A 22,721-nucleotide genomic window follows, 5' to 3' on the forward strand; every position below is an offset into this window, starting at 1 on the left:
TTAGGTTTTAAGTTTCTTTTTTCTAGCCGCAGGAAACAAAACATTATTCAAAATCAGCCTATATCCAGGCGAATTAGGATGTAAATCTAAAACCGTTGGCGGATCACCAACCTGATGTTGAAAATCTTCAGGATCATGTCCTCCAAAAAAAGTAAACATCCCCTTCCCTTTTTCTCCATGAATATATCGCGACTCGCCATTTAATTCGCAAGTTCCCATAATCAAAATATTGGACTTTATTAATGAAGTATCAAAAGAAGTGGTCTGCCCCATAAAACCTTTTACCAATTGCGTATGATTTTGGCATAACATACTCGGAATCGGATCCCATTTTGCAGAGAATTCCATTAAAGTAAAATAATCTTTGTCCATCATTACTCGCCTTTTAGTAGTCATATCGATATCTGAAAACTCATAGACTTCTGGCCTTCTTTCTAGAGTAAAGTTCTTGAAAGCAAAAGAATTATTATAATTTAATTTTGACTGATAATTAGATTCACTAGGATCTCCGTCAAACATAGTTTCACAAATATCTACTCCATCAGCAGCAAGTGCGATATCAAAACTATCTGTTGCTGAGCACATGGCAAACATGAAACCACCACCAATAACAAAATCTCTAATTTTTTTTGCAACAGCTCCTTTTTCCTGAGACACTTTTTCATATCCAAGTTTTGTGGCCAAAGCTTCGGCATCTCTTTTTTGGTCAATATACCAGGGTGTATTTTTATAAGCTGCGTAAAATTTTCCGTATTGTCCTGTAAAATCTTCGTGATGCAAGTGAAGCCAATCGTACATCAATAACTGATCGCTTAAAACTTCTTCATCATAAATTGGTGTAAAAGGAATTTCGGCATACGTTAGAACCAAAGTTACAGCATCATCCCAAGGCTGTTTCCCTTTTGGAGTGTAAACCGCAATTTTTGGTGCTTTTTCTAAAATAACAGATTCCATATTTTGAGAAGGACTCGAAATTTCATTTAAAATAGAGACCTGTTCACTATCTGAAATTATTTCAAAACTAACTCCTCTTATTTTACATTCTTTTCTAATCTCATCAGCATCAGGAAGTAAAAAAGACCCACCACGGTAATTTAAAAGCCAACTTGCTTTATAATCCCTACTTAAACACCAATAAGTAATGCCGTATGCTTTTAAATGATTTTGCTGCGTCGATTCATCCATTGGAAGCAATATAAACGAAGCCCTTGCGTTAAATGTAACTAGTAGTATAAAAATGTAGAATAAACTCTTATTCATCAGAAAATTATTTTAGTAAAGATATAAAAGGCACCGGCAAAAAAAGAACCCTAAGAACCTTTTCTGGCATAATTGAATGTTAAATAAAAAAAACGTTAAAAAAGATCATTTTAAACCACTAAAAAACAGGTAAAAACACCTGTACTGTGATAAAATATTCTCTATAAATTTGCTATCCCAGGTTCATAGAACTAATCGCTGTAAAAATAACCAACTATGAAGTTTAATGAAAGTAACAACCAAAAGGGTCTGAACATGATTCAGAAAATAGGTTTATGTGTGCTTGTAATAACAATAATATTATACTATGTTTTGTCAATTCAGTTTTTGACAGCATAATTTTTTAAATTGTCAAAACTGCTAATTCATTTTGGATAGCATAAACAACCAAACCAGCGATATTTCGTGATTCTGTTTTAAGCAATAAATTATTCCTATGGCCTTCTATAGTTCTGGGACTTAAAAAAAGATGCTCTGCAATCTCTGCAGTAGTTTTCTGCTGACAAATTAATTGCAGAATTTCAATCTCACGAGGTGAAAGGAAATTGGTTTCTAAACCGCCTCGTGTATTTTTAGGAGAAACTATAGTTTCCTGAATTGTTTTTAAAACATTTTCATTATAATAGAATCCTTTTTTCGCTACTTCGTTGATCGTATGAATTAAATCTTTTGGAGTGGTATTTTTAATTAAGTAGGCAACAGCTCCGACCTGAATCATATTCGCAATAAAAGATTTTGTATCGTAGCTAGTCAACGCAATAATCTTAATATCGGGAAATAGTTTTCGAATAATTTTAGTGGCTTCGACTCCGTTTAAAACCGGCATCTTCAAATCCATTATTATTATATCGGGCTTAATTTCTCTTTCGTGTAGTTGAGAAATGAGCTCATCTCCATTAGATGCTTCAAAAATAACGTCAATATTTTGTTCTCTCTGCAACAAAAAAGAAATTCCTTTTCGAAACAAAATTTCATCATCTACTAGGGCAATTTTAATAGTAGCATTCATCTTATTTGGTTTTGGTCGTTTATTTTGGTTTCTCGAAATTACAAAATATGATTTAGATAAAGTCTAAATGACTTAGATTTATTGACTAAAAACCTTAATAAAATTGTTAAATTGAGTTTAAAAAGTAAAAATCACGGCAATTCCTTTATCGATTTCAGAGTTAATTTCTATTGTTCCTTCCAAAAACGATATTCGGCTATCAATATTTTTCATTCCCAAGCCTTTTTGATTTTCAGTATTTGAACTATCGAAACCAACGCCGTTATCTTCATAATCGCAGGTATTTATTCCGTCTTTGTTGGCAAAAGAAATCCATATTTCTGAAGCTTTTCCATGACGGACTGAATTGTTCATGAGTTCTTGCAAGATTCTAAAAACATGCAAATGTCGATCTATGTCTTTATCGTCAAAGTCAATCTCGTTTACATAATGTGTTTTGACAGATTTACTGCTTTCAAACTCCCCACATAACTCTTCAACACCTGCATGCAAGCCAAATTTCTCAAAAACTGGCGGCAACAAATTATGAGCAATCTTTCTAGAATTTTCTAAAGCTTTGGTGGTTAAGTTGATTATATTTTCTGTAATCTCAGCAGTCTCTGTTTCAGTCAGGTTTGGAGCTGTGAGTAAATGACTGTTTAAAGAAACAATATTTAATTTTGAACTAATATCGTCATGAAGATCTTGTGCAATCCTTTTGCGTTCTTCTTCTTGAGTAACAATAATAGCATGCAATTGTTCTTTTTGATATCGAAGTATTAAATCTATTTTCTCTAATTCTTTCTGAATGATTTTTTTTCTAGAAAAATAAAAGAATATAATTAATGCGATTGCAACAATTATAAAAAACAAAGAGATATATAATATTATGACAACAAGCTCTTTATCAGAAATATGACCTATCCCCATATCAGTTTATTTTAATTAAATAATTACAAATTAGCTTTGCAAACTTTCTTTTTTTAAAAAACTTACTTTCCATTCATAAAAAATAAAAAGATAATAGATGATATTTAAAAATGCGTTTAACTGCCAGCTCAAATATTTTACTTCATTATTTAGTGCTGATGTCAAATTTCCAATAATAAACAATACTGTGCTAGATAGCAAGTACAGTATTATTCCAATATTTACGTAATAATAAATTTTGCTTTCTGTCAGCATATTGTAGAAATGTAACAGTGCGAAAACAACAATTAAGAGTGATGTCAATGTAATTTCAAATAAATTAAACTTCAAAAACTCATTTGGCTCATTAACAAATTGTATAGTTAATACTAGCAAAGCTAGAATTAGACAAATTTTCACAAATTGCTTTTGAACTTTAACATTTAAGATTGAACTATAAAATAAACTCAACAATATCATTTGGCCAATAAAAAAACTATTGACTAAGAACAAATTATTCATTTTAAGATAATACAATATTTCCATAGAAATTTGTATTAAAAATATAAATGCCAAATAAGATACTAAAAAAACATTAGCTTTTCCCTTTCGGAAAAAGCTAAATGAATATAGTACAAGATCAATTAATAAAATCAAATAACCTGAATATATTAAAAAATCAATCATTTTTTATACTATGTGAAAAATTAAAAAGGTGGGCTTGGACGTGAACCATCGTATGCAACCTCTTCAGCTCCTTCACCACCTCCTACACCATCTCCTGTGCCGTATACATTAACCCATTTCTTAGCTTCTTTATCGTATTCCGCACCAACAAAAACTAATGTTTTTTCATTTTGATCGTTTATACCAAGATAAGCCCAAACAGCTTCTGTCTCAAGTTTTAATACTTTCTCTAAACTTTCTCTTGGTATTAAAAAAGCTTTTACTTTTTTCTTAGAGTCTTCAATAGTGGTATCATTATTATACCTTTTTTCCCACTCTTTTGCAGTTGTTACCGAAATCTGGATAGGTCCCGGAAAAGTTTCTTCATTCATAATTTAAATTTGTTAATGGTTAATAATTAAATAAAAATTTAATAGTTTATAATTGGTTTAGCTAAACTACTGATTTTTATTAGAACATTAACGCAAAAACATAAAAAAAACCTTAATAAATAAGGCTTTTGTTTTTTTAGAATGGAACATCGCTATCGTCGTCATCGTCATTTAAGTTACTTCCGAAGGCTTCATTAGCTGATGGGAGATTATTAGTGATAAACGGATTATCATCATGATTCATTTTTGATGGCAAATCATCATAACTACCCGTAAATTCATCAAGATTATCAAACTTTCCTAAGTGTCCTAAAAATTTCAAACGAATGTTTTCAATACCACCATTACGGTGTTTTGCAATCATAATTTCAGCCTGACCAGCAGTTGGCGAAGCTTCTTCATCATCCCATTCTTCAATTTTATAATATTCTGGGCGGTATAAAAACGAAACGATATCAGCATCCTGCTCAATCGCTCCAGATTCACGAAGATCCGAAAGTAAAGGTCTTTTACTAGAACCACGCGTCTCAACGGCACGCGATAACTGAGAAAGTGCAATAACTGGAACGTTAAGTTCTTTTGCCAAAGCTTTTAAGTTTCGGGAAATTGTCGAGATTTCCTGCTCACGATTTCCTCCTCCTTTATTATTTCCTCCCGCAGTCATTAACTGCAAATAATCAATAATAATAATTTTAATACCATGCTGCGACGCCAAACGACGGCACTTTGCTCTTAAATCGAAGATAGAAAGTGATGGTGTATCATCAATAAACAAAGGTGCTTTCTCTAAATCTTTCACCTTAGTACTCAACATTGTCCATTCATGCGCCTCTAATTTACCTGTACGCAATTTTTCTGATGACAACCCTGTTTCAGAAGAAATTAACCTGGTAATCAACTGGACAGATGCCATCTCTAGAGAAAACAAAGCTACTGCATGTCCAAATTGGATCGCAATATTTCTGGCCATAGAAAGTACAAATGCCGTTTTTCCCATCGCTGGTCTTGCCGCAATAATAATTAAATCACTCGGTTGCCATCCAGAAGTCAGCTTGTCTAAATTAGTAAAACCAGTTTCTACACCACTTAACCCCTCTTTTTTAGAAATCTCTTCAATTTTCTTTTTAGCTTGTAAAACTAAACTCTGTGCAGTTTCAGAACTACGCTTGATATTTCCTTGTGTTACTTCGTATAATTTAGACTCGGCTTTATCCAATAAATCAAAAACGTCGGTACTTTCATCATACGATTCTTCAATAATTTCTGAAGAAATTCTAATCAAACTTCTCTGAATGAATTTTTGAAGAATAATACGAGAGTGAAATTCAATATGGGCAGAAGACGCAATTTTCTGCGTAAGCTGAATTAAATAAAAATCTCCTCCAGCTAAATCCAACTTTCCATTTTTCTTTAACTGAGTCGAAACTGTTAAGATATCGATTGGTTGAGTTTCGGTAAAAAGTTGTAAAATCGCTTCAAAAATATGTTTATGTGCATCTTTGTAAAAAGCATCGGGCTGCAAAATATCAATTACATCATCTACCCCTTTTTTATCAATCATCATAGCACCCAACACAGCTTCTTCTAATTCAAGAGCTTGCGGAGGCAATTTTCCTTTTTCTAAATTGATAATTGTGGTTTTGTCGACCTTAACAGGGTTTAAGTTTTTGAAATTTTCCATATAGCGAAAGTAGCGAAATTTAAAAAAAATCTGCTATCGAGTTATAACTAGTTTTTTGTTGATAAATAAGTTTTTTTGTTGACAACCAAAAAAAAATCCGAAACCGTAGGGCTTCGGATTTTTAATCATTTAATATGAATTTATTCTTTATACTCGCCCATATTACTGTATTTGTCCATTCTCTGGGCAATTAAGTCGGCTGTTGATAAGTCTTTCAATTCGTTATATCCTTTAGTAATATATTCCGCTACTGTTTTAAAAGTAGTTTCTCTATCATAATGTGCTCCTCCTAATGGTTCTGGAATTACATCATCAACTAATTTTTGTTTTTTCATATCAGAAGAAGTCAGTTTTAAAGCTTCTGCTGCACGCTCTTTATATTCCCAGCTTTTCCATAAAATAGAAGAGCAAGATTCTGGAGAAATTACAGAGTACCAAGTATTTTCTAACATATAAACTTTATCACCAACGCCAATTCCTAAAGCTCCACCAGAAGCACCCTCACCAACAATGATTGTGATAATTGGCACTTGTAGACGAACCATTTCGAAAATATTTCTAGCAATAGCTTCTCCTTGTCCTCTTTCTTCTGCTTCAAGTCCTGGATATGCACCTGGAGTATCTACTAAAGTAAGAACTGGAATTCCGAATTTCTCTGCCATTTTCATCAAACGCAAAGCTTTGCGGTATCCTTCAGGATTAGCCATACCAAAGTTACGATATTGACGTGTTTTAGTATTAAAACCTTTTTGCTGACCTACAATCATAAACGACTGTCCGTTTACTTTACCAAGACCACCAACCATCGCTTTGTCATCTTTAAAACCTCTGTCTCCATGAAGTTCTAAAAAAGTATCTCCGCAAATTGCTTTAATATAGTCTAAAGTATAAGGTCTATTTGGGTGTCTTGACAATTGTACCCTCTGCCAAGCCGTAAGGTTTTTGTATATATCTTTCTTAGTCTGCTCTAATTTCTTGTTGATTTCCTTGCAAGTTGGCGTTACATCAACGTCAGATTCTTTTCCAATAATAACGCACTTTTCTAACTGGTCTTCAAGTTCTTTAATTGGAAGCTCAAAATCTAAATATTCCATGGATTTTTGAATTTTGTTTGTAAATCGAACCGCAAATATAAAAATATTATATCATTGGCGAAGTTAATTGTTATTTAAAGTATAAAAATGCAATTTAAAAATAAGTAAACTATTACAAGTTTTCTTTCTTATTCTGATAATGTTTGAAAACACCGTTTAGTATAACTGTGATGATAATTATGACAGCTCCGATGTAAAATTCGACACTCATTTTTTCTTTTCCTCCCAAGATAAAATAGGCCAAAACTATTCCGTAAACTGGCTCTAAATTTGTGGTTAACATTACTGTATATGGCGTTAATCGCTGCATCACTTTTACAGAAGCTGTAAAAGCATACGCAGTACAAATTGAAGCTAGAATCAATAATAAAATCCAGTTATTTAAAGACAATTCGAAGAAATCTACTGTAAATTTTCCTTGAAATAAGAAATAAATTGTGATAAAGAAAACGCCTGCTCCAAATTCATAAAAAGTAATTACAGACGGTTCATGATCTGAGATTAATTTTCCATTCATTAAAGTAAATAAAACTCCTAAAATAATGGCTGCCAAGGCGTAGTAAACTCCTGTCAGATATTTTATTTCAACTTGAAGAATCAATCCTAACCCTGCTATAATGATAAGTCCGAAGAAAACTTCGTACCACAGCACTTTTCTTCCGTAAAATAATGGTTCTAATAATGAAGCAAAAAATGCCCCAAGAGAAAATATGGAAAGCGTAATTGAGACATTGGAAACATGAATTGCTTTAAAAAAGAAAATCCAATGTAAGGCAATCAATAATCCGACGAAAACCAATTTAAACAATTCTTTTACAGGAACCTTAAATGATTGTTTTTTAAACGCAATAAATCCGCCAAGAAAAATCATGGCAATCAACATTCTATACCAAACCAGATTATCAGCATCAATAGTAATTAAAGCACCTAAAATGGCTGTAAAACCCCAGATAAAAACAATTAAATGGAGATTTAAATAACTTTTTAAATTATCGTTTCGCATTACGTAACAAATAAACTGCTAAGACTCCAAAAACAATATTCGGAAACCAAACAGCTAATAAAGGTGAAAATGTAGATTTTTCGGCAAGTGTACCAAAGATTTTATCAAAGAATACAAAAGAAAACGCGATTGCAATTCCAATTGCAAGGTTCATTCCCATTCCTCCACGGCGTTTCATCGAAGAAACCGAAACCGCAATAATCGTCAAAATAAATGCTGAAACAGGAATACTGTATTTTTTATAAAGAACAACCAAATAGGTATTAATGTTTCCAGAACCTCTTTTTCTTTCCTTTTCAATAAAATCAATCAGTTTGCCTAAAGTCAGCGTTTCAGCAATATAAACAACTGGAGTTAAATCGGCCAATTCAAATTTAAAAGGAACATTTTTTTCAGGAGATTTTTCAATTACATCATTCAAATCTCCTATTGTTCTTTTAGTATAATCGTATAAAATGTAAGTCTTCTTTTTAGGATCCCATTTAATACGGCTTGCAGTAATTTTATAGGTCAATTTTTCTTTTTCAAAATGTTCTAAAGAAAAATTGAAAGCCGTTTTAGATTCTTCATTAAAACTGTTTACAAAAATAAAATCATGATCATTAATTTGTCTGAAAACATTGGTGTTTTCACCCCTCATGAGTTCTTTTCCGTTTCCTTTCAGATACGTATATCTAAAATTATTGTAGCCTTCACTTGCCGCAGGAACAATAAAAAACCCCATTAGCAGCACAAAAATCGAAACGATAGTTGCACCTATAATATAAGGACGCAAGAAACGAGTATATGAAATACCAGAACTTAAAACTGCAATAATTTCTGTATTATTCGCCAGTTTTGAAGTAAACCAAATCACCGATAAAAACAAGAATATCGGGAATAGCGAATTAATAAAGTAAATCGTAAAATTGTAATAATAGAAAGCAATATCAGGAAACGGAATCTTGTTTTCCAACATTTTATTTACCTTTTCAGAAACATCAATAACGATCCCAATTGGCGCAAACAAAAGCAGCATCACAGAGAAAGTCCCTAAATATCTTTTTAAGATGTATTTATCTATTATTGATAGCATATTTTAAATTATGAATTATGAGTTATGAATTATGAGTGAATAAAATTATATGATACAAGCGAACTTATAATTCATAACTCATAATTTATAACTTTCTTAAAGTCTTTGGCTCATATTTTTAACCATCATTTCTTTCCATGGTCTAAAATCTCCAGCTAAGATATGTTTTCTAGCTTCACGAACCAACCACATATAAAAACCAAGATTATGAATCGTTGCAATTTGTTTTCCTAAATATTCATTCGCAGCAAATAAGTGACGCAAATACGCTTTTGAATATTCTGTATCCACAAACGTATGCCCCATTTCATCGATTGGAGAAAAATCTGCTTCCCACTTTTTATTTTTGATATTGATTGTTCCGTTTGCTGTAAACAACATACCGTTTCTTGCATTACGCGTTGGCATAACGCAGTCAAACATATCAATTCCTAACGCGATATTTTCTAAAATATTAATTGGTGTTCCAACTCCCATTAAATAACGAGGTTTATCTTCTGGAAGAATTTCGCAAACCACTTCAGTCATAGCGTACATTTCTTCAGCTGGCTCACCAACAGAAAGTCCACCGATTGCATTTCCTTGCTGACCAGAATTTGCAATATATTCAGCCGACTGACGGCGTAAATCTTTATACGTACTTCCTTGAACAATCGGAAAAAACGTTTGTTCGTAACCATATTTATAAGGAACTTTTTCCAAATGATTAATACAACGATCCAACCAACGGTGCGTCATGTGCATAGAACGCTGTGCGTAGCGATAATCACAAGGATAAGGCGTACATTCATCAAAAGCCATGATAATATCAGCTCCAATTGTACGCTGAATTTCCATTACATTTTCTGGTGTAAAAAAGTGGTAAGAACCGTCAATATGCGATTTAAACTTCACCCCTTCTTCCTTAATTTTTCTGTTTGAAGAAAGAGAATATACTTGATATCCTCCAGAATCAGTCAAAATATTACGATCCCAGTTCATGAATTTATGCAATCCACCCGCTTTTTCAAGAATTTCGGTCTGCGGACGTAAATATAAATGATAGGTATTTCCTAGAATAATATCCGGATTTATATCGTCTTTCAATTCACGCTGATGCACTCCTTTTACAGAAGCGACAGTACCAACTGGCATAAAAATAGGAGTTTCTATAACTCCGTGATCTGTTGTAATACTACCCGCTCTTGCCTTAGACTGCGGATCTTTTTGTAATAAATCAAACTTCATCTGTTTCTTTTTTCAGAGCGCAAAGATAGTTTAATTTCAGGGAAATTTTATGAATTAGAAAATTTGTCAATTAGAAAATTAGCTAATGTTTTCTTAATTTCAGATTCTATGTTTTAGAATTTAGAATTTGAAGATTTGGATTTTCGATATTTGGGCGTTCCCTAACGGTCGGGCTATCCGCTATATCTTTTGCTCCAGTTAGTTTAGTTTTCAATCAAGAACTTTTTCATGTCGCAAAAGGATGCCGCTTCTATCCCTAACGCAAACGGGTTTTCAAGAAAATTTATTAGCAAATAATGTAAAAACTGCAAATGTTAGATTATTAAAGTATAACAATTTCCATGATTCATTTTGTAATTTTAATATTCAACAAAAAAATTTAGAATCATGATAAACGCAGATGAAAAATTAGACCAAATCAAGGACGACCAAATTGAAAGAAACCTTGAAGAAATGAATTATGATGCAAATGAAGATATCTATAATCAAGAAGAAAGATTAGAAGATATTGACCCACAAGATATTTCTGGAGAAAGAATTGTCAATGATAACAATCACGAATGGAAACAAAACAGTGATAAGATCGGAAATGATTTAGATGTCCCTGGTTCTGAATTAGACGACGAACAAGAAGAAATAGGTTCAGAAGACGAAGAAAATAATTTTTACAGCGAAGGAGACACCGAATAAGACTAACAAAATATTGAATTTTATTTTAAAACTAAAAATCTTGCAAATGCAGGATTTTTTTATTTTTCAAATTAAAACCGTAAAAAACACACTTATAAAAATTTATAAAGCAAAAGTATCGTTATATTTTTCTTCTTAATGCAAAAAAACTTCCGAAATTTAACAATTGCTGTAAAACTAAAGCAAAAAATGATTTGTCTCCCCGCAAAATAACGTTTACTTTTGCTTCAGTTTAACCTTTACATATAAAATGAAGCCTAACACACAACAATTAAGCGATTTAACGATCCAAGTAAGAAGAGATATTCTTAGAATGGTACATGCTGTAAACTCTGGACACCCAGGTGGTTCTTTAGGTTGTACTGAATTTTTGGTAACACTATATCAAAACATAATGGACCGCAAAGAAGGTTTTGATATGAATGGAATTGGAGAGGATTTATTTTTCCTTTCAAATGGTCATATCTCACCAGTATTTTATAGCGTCTTAGCACGTAGCGGATATTTCCCTATTTCAGAACTTGCAACTTTTAGATTACTAGATTCTCGTTTACAAGGACACCCTACAACTCACGAAGGTTTACCTGGAGTTCGTATTGCATCTGGCTCATTAGGACAAGGTTTATCTGTTGCTCTTGGAGCAGCACAAGCTAAAAAATTAAACGGTGACAATCACTTAATTTATACTTTACACGGAGACGGAGAATTGCAAGAAGGTCAAAACTGGGAAGCAATTATGTACGCATCTGCAAAAAAAGTAGACAACTTAATCGCAACAGTTGACGTAAACGGAAAACAAATTGACGGAACAACTGACGAAGTTCTTCCAATGGGAAGCCTAAAAGCTAAATTTGAAGCTTTTGACTGGGATGTTTTAGAAATTAAAGAAGGAAACAATATTGATGCTATCATCGCTGGATTGACTGATGCTAAATCAAGAACAGGAAAAGGAAAACCAGTTTGTATTTTATTATATACTGAAATGGGTAACGGTGTAGATTTCATGATGCACACACACGCTTGGCACGGTAAAGCTCCAAACAACGATCAGTTGGCTGCTGCATTAGCTCAAAATTACTCTAAAGATCAAGTTGATTACTAAAAAATAGCTTTAAGCCATAAGCATTAAGCTTTAAGCCTATTGCATATAGCCTATTGCGTACAGCAAAAGAACAAAAATGAAAAAATACACAAATACAGGAAGTAAAGATACTCGTTCAGGTTTTGGAGCGGGAATGACTGAATTAGGTCAAAAAAACGAAAATGTTGTAGCATTATGTGCTGACTTAATTGGATCATTAAAATTTGATGAATTCAAAAAAAATCACCCAGAGCGTTTTTTCCAAATCGGAATCGCTGAAGCTAACATGATCGGAATCGCTGCAGGTTTAACAATTGGTGGAAAAATTCCTTTTACAGGAACTTTCGCTAACTTTTCTACAGGAAGAGTTTACGACCAAATTCGTCAATCTGTTGCTTACTCAGACAAAAACGTAAAAATCTGTGCTTCTCACGCTGGTTTAACTTTAGGAGAAGACGGAGCAACTCACCAAATCTTAGAAGATATTGGTTTAATGAAAATGTTGCCAGGGATGACTGTAATCAATACTTGCGATTACAACCAAACTAAAGCTGCAACTTTGGCATTAGCAGATCACCACGGTCCAGCTTATTTACGTTTTGGACGTCCAGTTGTGCCTAACTTCACTCCTGCTGACGAGCCTTTCGTAATTGGAAAAGCAATCCTTTTAAACGAAGGAACAGATGTTACTATTATTGCAACAGGACACTTAGTTTGGGAAGCGCTTATTGCTGCTGAAGCTCTTGAAGCAAAAGGAATTTCTGCTGAAGTAATCAATATTCATACTATTAAACCTCTTGATAAAGACGCTATTTTAAAATCAGTTGCTAAAACTAAATGTGTAGTTACTGCAGAAGAGCACAACTATCTTGGAGGTCTTGGAGAAAGCGTTTCTGGAGTATTAGCATTACACCAACCAACTCCACAAGAATTTGTAGCTGTTAATGATAGTTTCGGAGAATCTGGAACTCCAGAGCAATTAATGGAGAAATACAAATTAAACAATCAAGCGATTGTTGAAGCTGTAGAAAGAGTTATTAAAAGAAAATAATTTTAGTTTTCTTACTATAGAAAAAGCCTCGAAATTTACATTTCGAGGCTTTTTTCATTAAAAACAAGACTCATTCCGTAGTAATGTATGGTTGGTAGAACAATTTGAAATTCGATCCATAATACGTTCCAGAGAAACGTTTGAATAGTATGTTTCATATGCAAATAAGTTTAAAACAAATCAAATTGATATTAGTTTTATAACACAAAACGAAACCCCTGTAAAAAAAGAAAGCCTCGAAATATAAATTCCGAGGCTTTCTTTCTTATAATAAACTTTTAGTTCTTTTGATAAGGATATGATTTATCAAGGTGAATTCTTAATCGTCCTGGTGTTGTATAATCTTCAGGAACATATTTTCTTGAATTTGTTATAGACTCAGGTTTAGAAGGATCTGCAAGCTCTCCTGTTGGTCTTCTTGGAATACCCCAAATCTCAGTTTCATCTACATTTGGCGTATCAGGATTATCTCCAATTGGATCAAAAGGATAATAAAAACTAATACCTGTTACTGGAGCACCTACTGGTTTTTCAATCTCAAATCTAGTTGTATAACCATCTCCATCATCATCAAAATCTAAGAAGTCAGGAATTCCATCTCCATCAGTATCGTCAATTAATTCTTTTGGCAAATTAGGATATCTTGCAGTATCTCCTTGATTATATAAATAACCATCACCATTAACATCTTCTAAATAACTTGGAACACCATCACCCACACTTGCTTGAGCAGAAGCACTATATTCTAGATCAGAACGTTTTAAAGAAAATAATTTAAAACTAAAAGTTATACATGTGTATGATGGAATACCTTCTGGCGGATTTCCATAATATGCCAAACCTGAAGGTAAGAACATTACTCCTGCGCCATAATCACTGTAAGTAATTGTCCCGTCATCATTAGGCGAATTTTTAATTCCAGTTCTAAATTGAGGCATTATTTCTCCCCAACCATCAATTGTAGGTCTCGCCGCGTAAATATTCAAATCTAAATCAGCTGCTAATCCGTATGAACTATCAAATTGCTTATTATCTAAAAATGTTCCAGTATAAGAGGCTTTAATAGCATCAAAATTACACGGTCTATCTCCAGCACCTTCTCTTAATTTCAAATAATAAACTCTATAAGTTACGTCATGACTGTAAACATCTCTATGCTGTAAAGGATAATCAGTTTGATCCCAAATAGAAGTTTGAGTCCCATCTGCAGGAATTTTTTCTATTTTAACATCAAAAGTCTGAGTGTCTACAGTAATAAAATTAGTCTTTAAAAAAGTTACAATCGAATCATTATCTGCTTTATACTGCTCAGCATAATCCCTTAAAGGAACAACCACTACATCATCATCATCGCTTTTATTACAAGAAACGATGGCAAGACCAGCAAGTAACAAAACAAAATAATATTTAAATTTATTCATTATTATCATTTTTTTAGGTGCGCAAGATACAATATTGATTTATTTTTGTAAAGAATTTAACTTGGATTTTAGAAAAATTATGAGAATAGATAAATACTTGTGGTGCGTTCGTTATTACAAGACTAGAAACATGGTTACAGAGGCTTGCAAAAAGAATCAAATCACTGTAAACGGGCAGGTTGCAAAACCTTCAAAAGAAGTTTTTCCTACTGATAAGATTACCTTTAGAAAAGATCAAATTACACAAATCATAACGGTTTTAGACATTCCGCAAAATCGCGTTGGAGCAAAATTGGTAGATACCTATCAAAAAAACGAAACTCCTCCAGAAGCTTTCGCACATTTAGAAATGCTAAAACTATCTAAAGAACACTCTAGAAGAACTGGCGCAGGGCGTCCGACTAAAAAAGACCGAAGAGATATTGACGATTACGGAGACGATTTTCAAGATGATGATCAAGACGAAAATTAAAAATTCCAAATAAGACAAATTTAAATTTCATTCTTGTTTCATGAAGTTTGAAATTTGGATTTTTCAAAATTGGAATTTAAATTATTTACCTTAGCAAAAAAATATATTATGAGCAGCAATATAATCTTAACCAATCAGGAAATCGATCATAAAATAAAACGTATCGCTTATCAAATTTACGAGACTTTTGTAAACGAAGAAGAAGTCGTTATTGCAGGAATTGCTTCTAACGGATTTGTTTTTGCCGAAAAAATTGCTTCGGCACTTAGCAGCATTTCTACCTTAAAGGTTTCTATTTGCGAAGTGAAAGTAAACAAACAAAATCCGCAAGAAGCGATACAAACTTCATTAAGCCCTGAAGAATACAAAAACAAAGGATTAGTTCTAGTTGATGATGTCTTGAACTCAGGAACCACATTAATCTATGCTGTTCGTCATTTCTTAGACGTTCCTCTTAAAAAATTCAAAACAGCAGTACTTGTTGACCGAAATCATAAAAAATATCCAGTAAAAGCAGATTTCAAAGGAATTTCGCTTTCTACTTCTTTATTAGAGCATGTTCAAGTTGTTTTCAATTCAGAAAACGGCGATTATGCTTCTTTAAGCTAATATTTCTAAAATATCCTGAACCGTTTCTTCGACAGATTTATCATCAACCGAAACTTTATGTTTTGCCTGATTGTAATAAAAACTTCTGTCGAATAAATGTTTCGCGATAAACTCCCTCATTTCCTCCTCATTCATATTAGCAATCAAAGGACGTTTGCTTTTGTTATGAACCAATCTATTATATAAGGTATCAATTGAAGCTTTTAAATATATAGAGGTAACATCGTCTCCTTTTAATAATTCATGATTATTTGCGTAACATGGAGTTCCTCCTCCAAGACCAATAATATTATTTTCTGAAGATTGTAGCAATTCGACAAACATTTGGTGTTCTAATTTTCGAAAATAGACTTCTCCATGCTTCTCAAAAATCTCATTTATGGATAAATTTGCTCTTTCTTCGATGCATTTATCTAAATCTAAGAACGGAATATTTGTAATTTTTGACAAATTTTGGGCAATAGTAGACTTTCCGCAGCCCATATAACCTAATAACACAATTTTTTTCATATTAATAAAACCTTATAAACTAAGCATTTGGAAACTTTTCCAAAAAAAAGACAAATTTATGATAAAATAGCTTGGAAACTTCAAAAAAAACTCCTTATATTTGCACCCGCATTCAAGAAATTAAATGACTCGATAGCTCAGTCGGTAGAGCACATCACTTTTAATGATGGGGTCCTGGGTTCGAGCCCCAGTCGGGTCACAAATTTTGTGATTAACAAATTAAATTTCTTGAAAGCAATGACTCGATAGCTCAGTCGGTAGAGCACATCACTTTTAATGATGGGGTCCTGGGTTCGAGCCCCAGTCGGGTCACAAAGGTCGTGTAATTTATTTTACTCGACCTTTTTTCTTTTTAGGCCACGTGGAGAAACGGTAGACTTGCCATCTTGAGGGGGTGGTGCTCGTAAGGGCGTGTGGGTTCAAATCCCACCGTGGTCACTATAAAAATGAAAAGCCTGCAAAGTTTATATTTTGCAGGCTTTTTTTCTGGTTCTAAAATTTTTAACATTTTCTTCTAGTTTTGTAAGAACCTATATTTAAAGACATTCTGGTTCGAAGCCCATCATGGATATGTAAAGGTTTACAATTCTTTTTCAGACCATAAAGCCATTAAAGTTTGTTTTTTGGACTTATTAGCTAAATTCGCTGTATTTGCTGTTGGCGCTAGTCTTTTATATATTCTTTGCTCCAACCAAATATAGACATCAAAAGAAAAAATATACCAAACGCAAAAAACCATCCAAAATTCCAAGATTTATTTTTAGATTTACTCAAATTATTGTCGGATAATTTTAGATAATCAGATTTTACAGATTTCACACTTTCTACGCTAATATTTTCATTAAAAAAATATTTATCGACAAATGTCAAAGAATCAATTTTTATTAACTTTTGTCTGTAATCTGATTTGTTTATTCCTATAAAAATTGAATCTCCTATTTTTACTTCTTCGATTAATTTTTTGACATAAGTTGCTTTCATAGCATCATTTCCACTTATTCTAAAAATTAAATCAGGATACATTTCTAATTTTATCTCAATAGATTTATGTTTACCACTAGTTAATTTTATTCTCTCCGATGTTTTATCTTTTAAGACAAAAATATCATTACTTTTAATATTCTCAACTTGCAATGCATCGTAAGCCCAATAAAAAAATAAAAGTGAAATAATAAAAAAAGCAATTGCTAGTTCTTTATTTATTCTTTTTTCGATTAATTTCTCTTTTTGCGTATCTCTATTTTTGATTAACGCAATCTTGTTTTTTATTTCAAAATAATTTTCAAAATAGTCGCTTGATATTTTTCTTTTTTCTCCATTCTTAAAATATACTATTATTTCTTCCCAATTTTCAAATTTCCCTTTATATTGTTTTTCTGTCCATCCATCAATTTCATCCAGATTATATACTTTTTTTTTATTTTTTATGAAGGATGATGTCTCAATTAATTCATTTTTTGTAAAGCAATAATTTTTAACTGAAAATAGATTGAGTAAAATTAAAACTATGCCTATGAGAGACATTATAAATAAAATTAAACAAAGGTTTTTTGCATTGTTTTTAGGTGCATAATTAACAAAAGTTAGGGTTGCAATTAATAAAAATAATAGCAAACCAAAAAAATGGTATTTCCAATAGTATTTTTTCTTTTTAGTGATAGGATAATTTTCAGTCAATTTTTAGTTTCTTTTAGTATTGCCATCAACTTGTATACAATCTGACAATGTCTGATGCATATAAGCCAAAATTGGATTGCTATTTCTGAGAAATATTATTCTTTTGTTATCAAAAATAGGATTTTTATTGCACAAGAAATCAAATCGGTAGTTACATAATCATTTAAAATTATTAAATCTTCTAACATATGGTTCGAATCCTGCACCATCAAGGTCACTTAAAGCGGAAATCTTTATACTTAAGATTTCCGCTTTTTTTAGTTTTAAACCTTCCTTTAAAAACTACTTTCAAAATCGACTATATTTACATTACTGCAAACCAAAAATTACAATAATTGAAATAAATATATGAAGCCAACACTTGTATTATACCTCGCACTATTTTTTATTTTATACTCTTGCCAGACCAATAATGACAAAAAATTTGAAAAAGATATTCTTGGCGAATGGATCTATGTTAAAACAGATGATCAGCGAAAGCCAAGGACTAAAAATCCTAATATCCCACCTCCTCCTCCATTTGACTCTCCTAAACAAGGGTATATCTTTTCAGAAAACAATATAGCAGAGTATAAATCTGGATACTTTAAAATGACTGAAGCAAAAGAATGGGACGACAGAAAGACTTATTTTTTAGGAACCACTACTAAATATAAAATCGAAAATGATAGCTTGAAAATTTTTGATTTAGGAAGCAAAACTTGGGAAAATCAAAAAATAGAATCTATTCTTGGAGATACATTAACAACAAAAGTAGAAGATAGCATCTTTGCAAAATACGCAAGGACGAAATACAAGATCAATCCAAATGAGAATTACGATCAAATTATAGTTTCATCTTCAGGTTGTTTTGGTTCTTGCCCTATTTTAGACATCAGCATTGAAAACAATGGCAATGTCTTATATTATGGCGAAGATTATAATACTCAAAATGGCTTTTTCGAATCTAAAATTACTAAACCTCAATATAAAGAAATTCAAAATAGATTTAAGAAAGCTGACATAATGAATCTTAAAGACCATTATGAAGCAAACTGGACAGACGATCAAAGGGTTACCATAACATTCATTAAAAACAACAAAATTGTAAAATCGATTAGTGATTATGGAAGACAATCTCCTGAAGCTCTAATTTGGGCATCTATTCCTGTTCGATACTTATACCAACAAATAAAATTGACTCCTCTAAAAAAAGAAAACCTTTTATTTCCAATTTGGAGAATCAGTTTCAAAAAAGGAAACCAGATTTATGATTTGACAAAATCGGAAAGCTATTATTTATTTACAGAGATTTTTAAAGGCAAAGAAACAACTGACGCGTTTGAACACAAATATTATATCGAATTCTGGAATGATCAAGATAAAAAAGAAATAGTTTACACTGACGGAAGATATTTCAAATTCAAAAACAAAACTATTGATATTGATTATAACTTCCTGAAAGAAAACAATTTCATCACAAAATTCAGATCAAAAGGCAAATACGACTAATAAGAGACCAGATAAAACATTTTAAAAAAGAAGCAATATCTTACAAATGGGTAATTTGCAAGATATTTTTTTATCTTTGAAAATCAGATTTTTTAATTTGCATGGCTTTATCTTTAGAGCCTTTAGAAAATAAATACTCATTATGGAACAGAAAATACATCAAGGAAGAAATGTAAAACGTTTTAGAGAAATGCTTAATATAAAGCAGGAAGCATTGGCTTATGATCTGGGAGAAGACTGGAACCAAAAGAAAATTTCTATGCTGGAGCAAAAAGATGTAATTGATGTTAATCTTCTAAAGCAAATTTCAGAAGTATTAAAAATTCCCGTTGAAGCGTTTCAAAGCTTTAACGAAGAGCAGGCAATAAACATTATTTCAAACACATTTCACGATACTCAAGGTTTGATAAATTACAACCCAACTTTTAATAATAATCCAATCGACAAATTGATTCAACTTCACGAAGAAAAAATAGCTTTATACGAGCGTATGTTGAAAGAAAAAGACGAGATGATGCAAAGACTTGAAAAGCTAATTAAATAAATTATTCAGAAAAATTAGTGATTTGTATTCCTGTATCGTCAAAATCATAAAAAAAATAAAAATATATCCCACTGCAAAATAAGTACTTAGAAATATAATTGAAATTAATTTAAAATTCCTTTCAAAAAAGACTTGCGAAGCTGAAATAAGTCCTTATATTTGCACCCTCATTGAAGAAATGAATGACTCGATAGCTCAGTCGGTAGAGCACATCACTTTTAATGATGGGGTCCTGGGTTCGAGCCCCAGTCGGGTCACAAAAGGTCAAGTAATTATTTTACTTGGCCTTTTTTCTTTTTAGGATATTTGAAAATAAAGAACCTATTAGAGATGCCCCTTTAATAATTTATTTTCATATAATAACTCCAGCTGACTTTCGCGCATATCTATCCCCATAACAAAGCCGAGCTTGTTCTTATATGCAATATCCAGCAATTTTAAGAAAGATTCTGCCCGTTCACTATCTTCAAAATGCAAATTTTCTTTATCAAGATAAAGAAGTTCAACATCTTCATGTGTTATCCAATTTGTAATTCCCATTCTATCTTCAGACAAAAAATCATTCAAATCATCAAGTTCATCCATAATATTGGACGCCACTGTTTTGCTAGAAATAGTAAAATTTCGTGAAACCCCTCCTTTGCCCAATCCCAAATACGGATTATAGTCAGCACAAGTCTTAAATAAATAGTATTGCATGAATTCACAAAATTCATAATGCCCGCCTAATTGGCTCAAAAAAAGCTTCTGATTTTCATAACCTACAATTTTATCGAATTCCCTATGAATTTTAAAAGTTGGATCCATGGATTGGGAAATTGAAACAACTCTTTGGATATTCTGTTCAATTAAACTATTCAACTTTTCTTCAGATAAATGAGAAATCCCCCCAGTAGTATAATATCTTAAAAATTCCCGAATAGCTTCAGTTAAATCTCCAATTTCTCCTCTTAACTGCGGAACGACTTCGCTGTAAAATTTCTTATCATCAAACAAATACAAACTGCACCAATATCCCATAGTTAATTTATTTTCTAACGAATGTATAAATAATTTAATCCTCTATTTGTTTTCTATTTGAATTTTAGAATAAAAGAAATAAAAACAGCCCTTTACGACTTATTATGAAAGACTATTTTTTAATTAAATTTTCTGTTTATTATTTTAAAAAGAAATCTTCTTAGAAAACAAAACTTTCTTAAATTCGTTCGCAAATAATTAAACCACTAATCCCAAATTAGTATTATGAAAAACCTACTATTAGCATCATTCATGATGATGACTTGCTCTATCTGGGCACAATCTGCAACGGGCTATTTTGACAAAGCCATGAAAAAAGCTGAAGCCGGAAACACTAAAGGCGCAATTGCCGATTACAACAAAGCCATCAGCATGAATTCTAAATTTGTCGAAGCTTATCAGAACCGAGGTGTCGCAAAGTTCAAATTAAACGATCTGAAAGGCGCTCAAGCTGACTTTAGCAAAACAATCGAATTAGATGACATGAATGCAGATGCTTACACAGGCAGAGCCAATGTTAACTACAAATTGCTAAACTATCAAGGCGCAATTGATGATTGCACGTCTTCTTTAGGTTTAAACCCGAAAGATTATGTTGCTTATAATTTAAGAGGTTTAGCCTACAACAAAATTGGCGACAAGAAAAATTGTTGCAAAGATTTCTCAAAAGCAATCGAATTAGGAAGCCAAAGCGCTTCAAAAAACAGAGCAACTTTCTGCAAATAATAAAAACTTAAAAAACAAAAACAGTCTGTCAAGATTTTTTAATCTTCAGGCTGTTTTCTTTTTTTATCAAAGTAATATATTTCTTAGAAAATAAATACCTGATTTTAGGTAAAAAATATATTATGAATATGTAAACCCCTAATTCTCTATCTTTTTAATTTAGTTTTAATGCCGAATCTAAGATTTTATTTTACATTTGTTGACTTAATCGCGAAAAATGATAAACAATATTAAAACTGTTTTCAGCATTAAAGATCTTGAGAACTTATCTGGAATAAAAGCGCATACCATACGCATCTGGGAAAAGAGATACAACATCCTTGAACCAATGCGAACCGATACCAATATCCGATTTTACAATCTTCAGAACCTACAGAAACTTTTAAATATTACGTTACTGCACGAATACGGCTATAAGATTTCTAAAATCGCAACGTATCCTGAAGAAAAAATACCGCAACTGGTACGCGAAATAATTTCAAAGAAAAACTCTCAAAACTACGCCATCACTTCTTTTAAAATGGCGATGATGAATTTTGACCAAGAATTATTCTTCAATACATTCGATTGGCTTATTACTGAAAAAACGTTTAAAGAAGTTTTTAAAGAACATTTTTTACCTCTTTTAAAAGAGTTGGGATTATTATGGCAATCTGAAACAATTACTCCTGCGAATGAACATTTTATGAGTCATTTAATCAAGCAGAAAATATTGATTTATACAGAAAGTCTTCAAATTAGAAAACCAATCAAAACCGATCGAATTTTTGTTTTATCGCTTCCGCTAAACGAAATTCATCAAATCGGATTATTATACCTGCAATACGAAATACTTGATAAAGGCTATAAAACTATTTATCTAGGAGAAAGCATGCCCATTGAAAACTTACAAGATTTAACCAAACATTTTGAGAACATTACGTTTGTTTCTTTCATGACTGTTCAACCGGACAGAAGCGTAATTAATCAATATGTAAAATCTATGGGACAGAAATTATTGCAGAAAAACAACGAAATCTGGCTTATGGGTAAAATGGTTGAATATATTGATGAGAAAATCTTGACAGACAGAATAAGAGTTTTTGATTCGATGGAAGAAACTATTAACATGCTTTAATTATTTTTGTTTAAGTT

The 22,721-nt window shown here is 31.9% G+C and carries 23 protein-coding genes and 4 tRNA genes; 13 read left to right on the forward strand and 14 right to left on the reverse strand.

All coding sequences use genetic code 11. The features are described 5' to 3' along the window. The 10 genes from QLQ96_RS00185 to tgt all read right to left on the reverse strand — a co-directional run bounded on the left by QLQ96_RS00185 (nucleotide 1) and on the right by tgt (nucleotide 10,295). A complete protein-coding gene (locus QLQ96_RS00185) occupies nucleotides 1–1,260 on the reverse strand; it encodes an asparagine synthetase B (protein WP_482493678.1) in 1,260 nt (419 codons plus the stop codon). 343 nt (nucleotides 1,261–1,603) lie between these two features. Then, nucleotides 1,604–2,269, reverse strand: a complete 666-nt coding sequence (locus tag QLQ96_RS00190) for a response regulator (protein ID WP_482493680.1) — start codon at nucleotides 2,267–2,269, stop codon at nucleotides 1,604–1,606. 117 nt (nucleotides 2,270–2,386) lie between these two features. Further along, nucleotides 2,387–3,178, reverse strand: coding sequence for a sensor histidine kinase (locus QLQ96_RS00195; protein ID WP_482493682.1), 792 nt, complete (start codon nucleotides 3,176–3,178; stop codon nucleotides 2,387–2,389). Between the two features lie 30 nt (nucleotides 3,179–3,208). Further along, nucleotides 3,209–3,844: a hypothetical protein gene (locus tag QLQ96_RS00200; protein ID WP_482493683.1), complete on the reverse strand. Its 636-nt coding sequence runs from the start codon at nucleotides 3,842–3,844 to the stop codon at nucleotides 3,209–3,211. Between the two features lie 20 nt (nucleotides 3,845–3,864). After that, nucleotides 3,865–4,215, reverse strand: a complete 351-nt coding sequence (locus QLQ96_RS00205) for a hypothetical protein (RefSeq protein WP_482493685.1) — start codon at nucleotides 4,213–4,215, stop codon at nucleotides 3,865–3,867. Between the two features lie 136 nt (nucleotides 4,216–4,351). Next, nucleotides 4,352–5,896, reverse strand: a complete 1,545-nt coding sequence (gene dnaB, locus QLQ96_RS00210; protein WP_482493687.1) for a replicative DNA helicase — start codon at nucleotides 5,894–5,896, stop codon at nucleotides 4,352–4,354. A gap of 140 nt (nucleotides 5,897–6,036) precedes the next feature. After that, a complete protein-coding gene (locus QLQ96_RS00215) occupies nucleotides 6,037–6,990 on the reverse strand; it encodes an acetyl-CoA carboxylase carboxyltransferase subunit alpha (protein ID WP_482493689.1) in 954 nt (317 codons plus the stop codon). Between the two features lie 112 nt (nucleotides 6,991–7,102). After that, nucleotides 7,103–7,993 (reverse strand): DMT family transporter, encoded by an 891-nt coding sequence (locus QLQ96_RS00220; RefSeq protein WP_482493691.1) that lies wholly within the window; start codon nucleotides 7,991–7,993, stop codon nucleotides 7,103–7,105. Continuing rightward, nucleotides 7,980–9,068 carry an LptF/LptG family permease gene (locus QLQ96_RS00225; protein WP_482493692.1) on the reverse strand — a complete coding sequence of 363 codons (1,089 nt, stop codon included), beginning with the start codon at nucleotides 9,066–9,068 and terminating at the stop codon, nucleotides 7,980–7,982. The genes QLQ96_RS00220 and QLQ96_RS00225 overlap by 14 nt, the downstream gene beginning before the upstream one ends. A 96-nt stretch (nucleotides 9,069–9,164) precedes the next feature. Beyond that, the gene (tgt, locus tag QLQ96_RS00230) at nucleotides 9,165–10,295 is read right to left on the reverse strand and encodes a tRNA guanosine(34) transglycosylase Tgt (protein WP_269237213.1); all 1,131 of its coding nucleotides are present in this window, start codon (nucleotides 10,293–10,295) and stop codon (nucleotides 9,165–9,167) included. Nucleotides 10,296–10,682: 387 nt separating this feature from the next. Here tgt and QLQ96_RS00235 point away from each other — a divergent pair, with 387 nt between their 5' ends. The 3 genes from QLQ96_RS00235 (at nucleotide 10,683) to QLQ96_RS00245 (ending at nucleotide 13,117) form a co-directional block, all read left to right on the forward strand. After that, nucleotides 10,683–10,985, forward strand: coding sequence for a hypothetical protein (locus tag QLQ96_RS00235; RefSeq protein WP_482493694.1), 303 nt, complete (start codon nucleotides 10,683–10,685; stop codon nucleotides 10,983–10,985). 250 nt (nucleotides 10,986–11,235) lie between these two features. Beyond that, complete coding sequence (locus QLQ96_RS00240) at nucleotides 11,236–12,087, forward strand: transketolase (RefSeq protein WP_482493697.1); 852 nt, start codon at nucleotides 11,236–11,238, stop codon at nucleotides 12,085–12,087. Between the two features lie 76 nt (nucleotides 12,088–12,163). Continuing rightward, nucleotides 12,164–13,117: a transketolase family protein gene (locus tag QLQ96_RS00245; protein WP_482493699.1), complete on the forward strand. Its 954-nt coding sequence runs from the start codon at nucleotides 12,164–12,166 to the stop codon at nucleotides 13,115–13,117. A 278-nt stretch (nucleotides 13,118–13,395) separates the two neighbouring features. Here the strand turns inward: QLQ96_RS00245 and bamM are convergent, their stop codons facing one another. Then, the gene (gene bamM / locus QLQ96_RS00250; protein ID WP_482493700.1) at nucleotides 13,396–14,538 is read right to left on the reverse strand and encodes a BamM family beta-barrel-assembly machinery protein; all 1,143 of its coding nucleotides are present in this window, start codon (nucleotides 14,536–14,538) and stop codon (nucleotides 13,396–13,398) included. Between the two features lie 79 nt (nucleotides 14,539–14,617). Here bamM and QLQ96_RS00255 point away from each other — a divergent pair, with 79 nt between their 5' ends. Together QLQ96_RS00255 and QLQ96_RS00260 are read left to right on the forward strand one after the other, a co-directional pair. Next, nucleotides 14,618–15,010: an RNA-binding S4 domain-containing protein gene (locus QLQ96_RS00255; RefSeq protein ID WP_482493702.1), complete on the forward strand. Its 393-nt coding sequence runs from the start codon at nucleotides 14,618–14,620 to the stop codon at nucleotides 15,008–15,010. 108 nt (nucleotides 15,011–15,118) lie between these two features. Continuing rightward, nucleotides 15,119–15,619: a phosphoribosyltransferase domain-containing protein gene (locus QLQ96_RS00260; RefSeq protein ID WP_379701266.1), complete on the forward strand. Its 501-nt coding sequence runs from the start codon at nucleotides 15,119–15,121 to the stop codon at nucleotides 15,617–15,619. Here the strand turns inward: QLQ96_RS00260 and QLQ96_RS00265 are convergent. Next, nucleotides 15,611–16,129: a shikimate kinase gene (locus QLQ96_RS00265; RefSeq protein WP_482493703.1), complete on the reverse strand. Its 519-nt coding sequence runs from the start codon at nucleotides 16,127–16,129 to the stop codon at nucleotides 15,611–15,613. The genes QLQ96_RS00260 and QLQ96_RS00265 overlap by 9 nt on opposite strands. A gap of 126 nt (nucleotides 16,130–16,255) precedes the next feature. Here QLQ96_RS00265 and QLQ96_RS00270 point away from each other — a divergent pair. The 3 genes from QLQ96_RS00270 to QLQ96_RS00280 all read left to right on the forward strand — a co-directional run bounded on the left by QLQ96_RS00270 (nucleotide 16,256) and on the right by QLQ96_RS00280 (nucleotide 16,567). Beyond that, nucleotides 16,256–16,328: transfer RNA gene (locus QLQ96_RS00270), tRNA-Lys, on the forward strand. Between the two features lie 40 nt (nucleotides 16,329–16,368). Continuing rightward, a tRNA-Lys gene (locus tag QLQ96_RS00275) sits at nucleotides 16,369–16,441 on the forward strand. A 43-nt stretch (nucleotides 16,442–16,484) separates the two neighbouring features. Next, nucleotides 16,485–16,567: transfer RNA gene (locus tag QLQ96_RS00280), tRNA-Leu, on the forward strand. Nucleotides 16,568–16,792: 225 nt separating this feature from the next. Here QLQ96_RS00280 and QLQ96_RS00285 read toward each other — a convergent pair. Continuing rightward, on the reverse strand, nucleotides 16,793–17,806 hold the full coding sequence (locus QLQ96_RS00285) for a hypothetical protein (protein ID WP_482493704.1): 1,014 nt from the start codon (nucleotides 17,804–17,806) through the stop codon (nucleotides 16,793–16,795). Between the two features lie 348 nt (nucleotides 17,807–18,154). On the opposite strand from QLQ96_RS00285, the gene QLQ96_RS00290 reads away from it, so the two are divergent. From QLQ96_RS00290 to QLQ96_RS00300, 3 genes are all read left to right on the forward strand, one after another. Further along, nucleotides 18,155–19,297 carry a DUF6438 domain-containing protein gene (locus QLQ96_RS00290; RefSeq protein WP_482493706.1) on the forward strand — a complete coding sequence of 381 codons (1,143 nt, stop codon included), beginning with the start codon at nucleotides 18,155–18,157 and terminating at the stop codon, nucleotides 19,295–19,297. Between the two features lie 142 nt (nucleotides 19,298–19,439). Then, the gene (locus QLQ96_RS00295; protein ID WP_482493708.1) at nucleotides 19,440–19,841 is read left to right on the forward strand and encodes a helix-turn-helix domain-containing protein; all 402 of its coding nucleotides are present in this window, start codon (nucleotides 19,440–19,442) and stop codon (nucleotides 19,839–19,841) included. A 184-nt stretch (nucleotides 19,842–20,025) separates the two neighbouring features. After that, a tRNA-Lys gene (locus QLQ96_RS00300) sits at nucleotides 20,026–20,098 on the forward strand. 67 nt (nucleotides 20,099–20,165) lie between these two features. Here the strand turns inward: QLQ96_RS00300 and QLQ96_RS00305 are convergent. Then, nucleotides 20,166–20,861, reverse strand: a complete 696-nt coding sequence (locus tag QLQ96_RS00305) for a hypothetical protein (RefSeq protein ID WP_482493709.1) — start codon at nucleotides 20,859–20,861, stop codon at nucleotides 20,166–20,168. A gap of 225 nt (nucleotides 20,862–21,086) precedes the next feature. Here QLQ96_RS00305 and QLQ96_RS00310 point away from each other — a divergent pair, with 225 nt between their 5' ends. Continuing rightward, complete coding sequence (locus QLQ96_RS00310) at nucleotides 21,087–21,587, forward strand: tetratricopeptide repeat protein (RefSeq protein WP_482493711.1); 501 nt, start codon at nucleotides 21,087–21,089, stop codon at nucleotides 21,585–21,587. Between the two features lie 217 nt (nucleotides 21,588–21,804). Continuing rightward, nucleotides 21,805–22,704, forward strand: coding sequence for a MerR family transcriptional regulator (locus tag QLQ96_RS00315; RefSeq protein WP_482493713.1), 900 nt, complete (start codon nucleotides 21,805–21,807; stop codon nucleotides 22,702–22,704). Nucleotides 22,705–22,721: the final 17 nt, after the last annotated feature.

The sequence above is a fragment of the Flavobacterium sp. B167r genome (assembly GCF_056824315.1).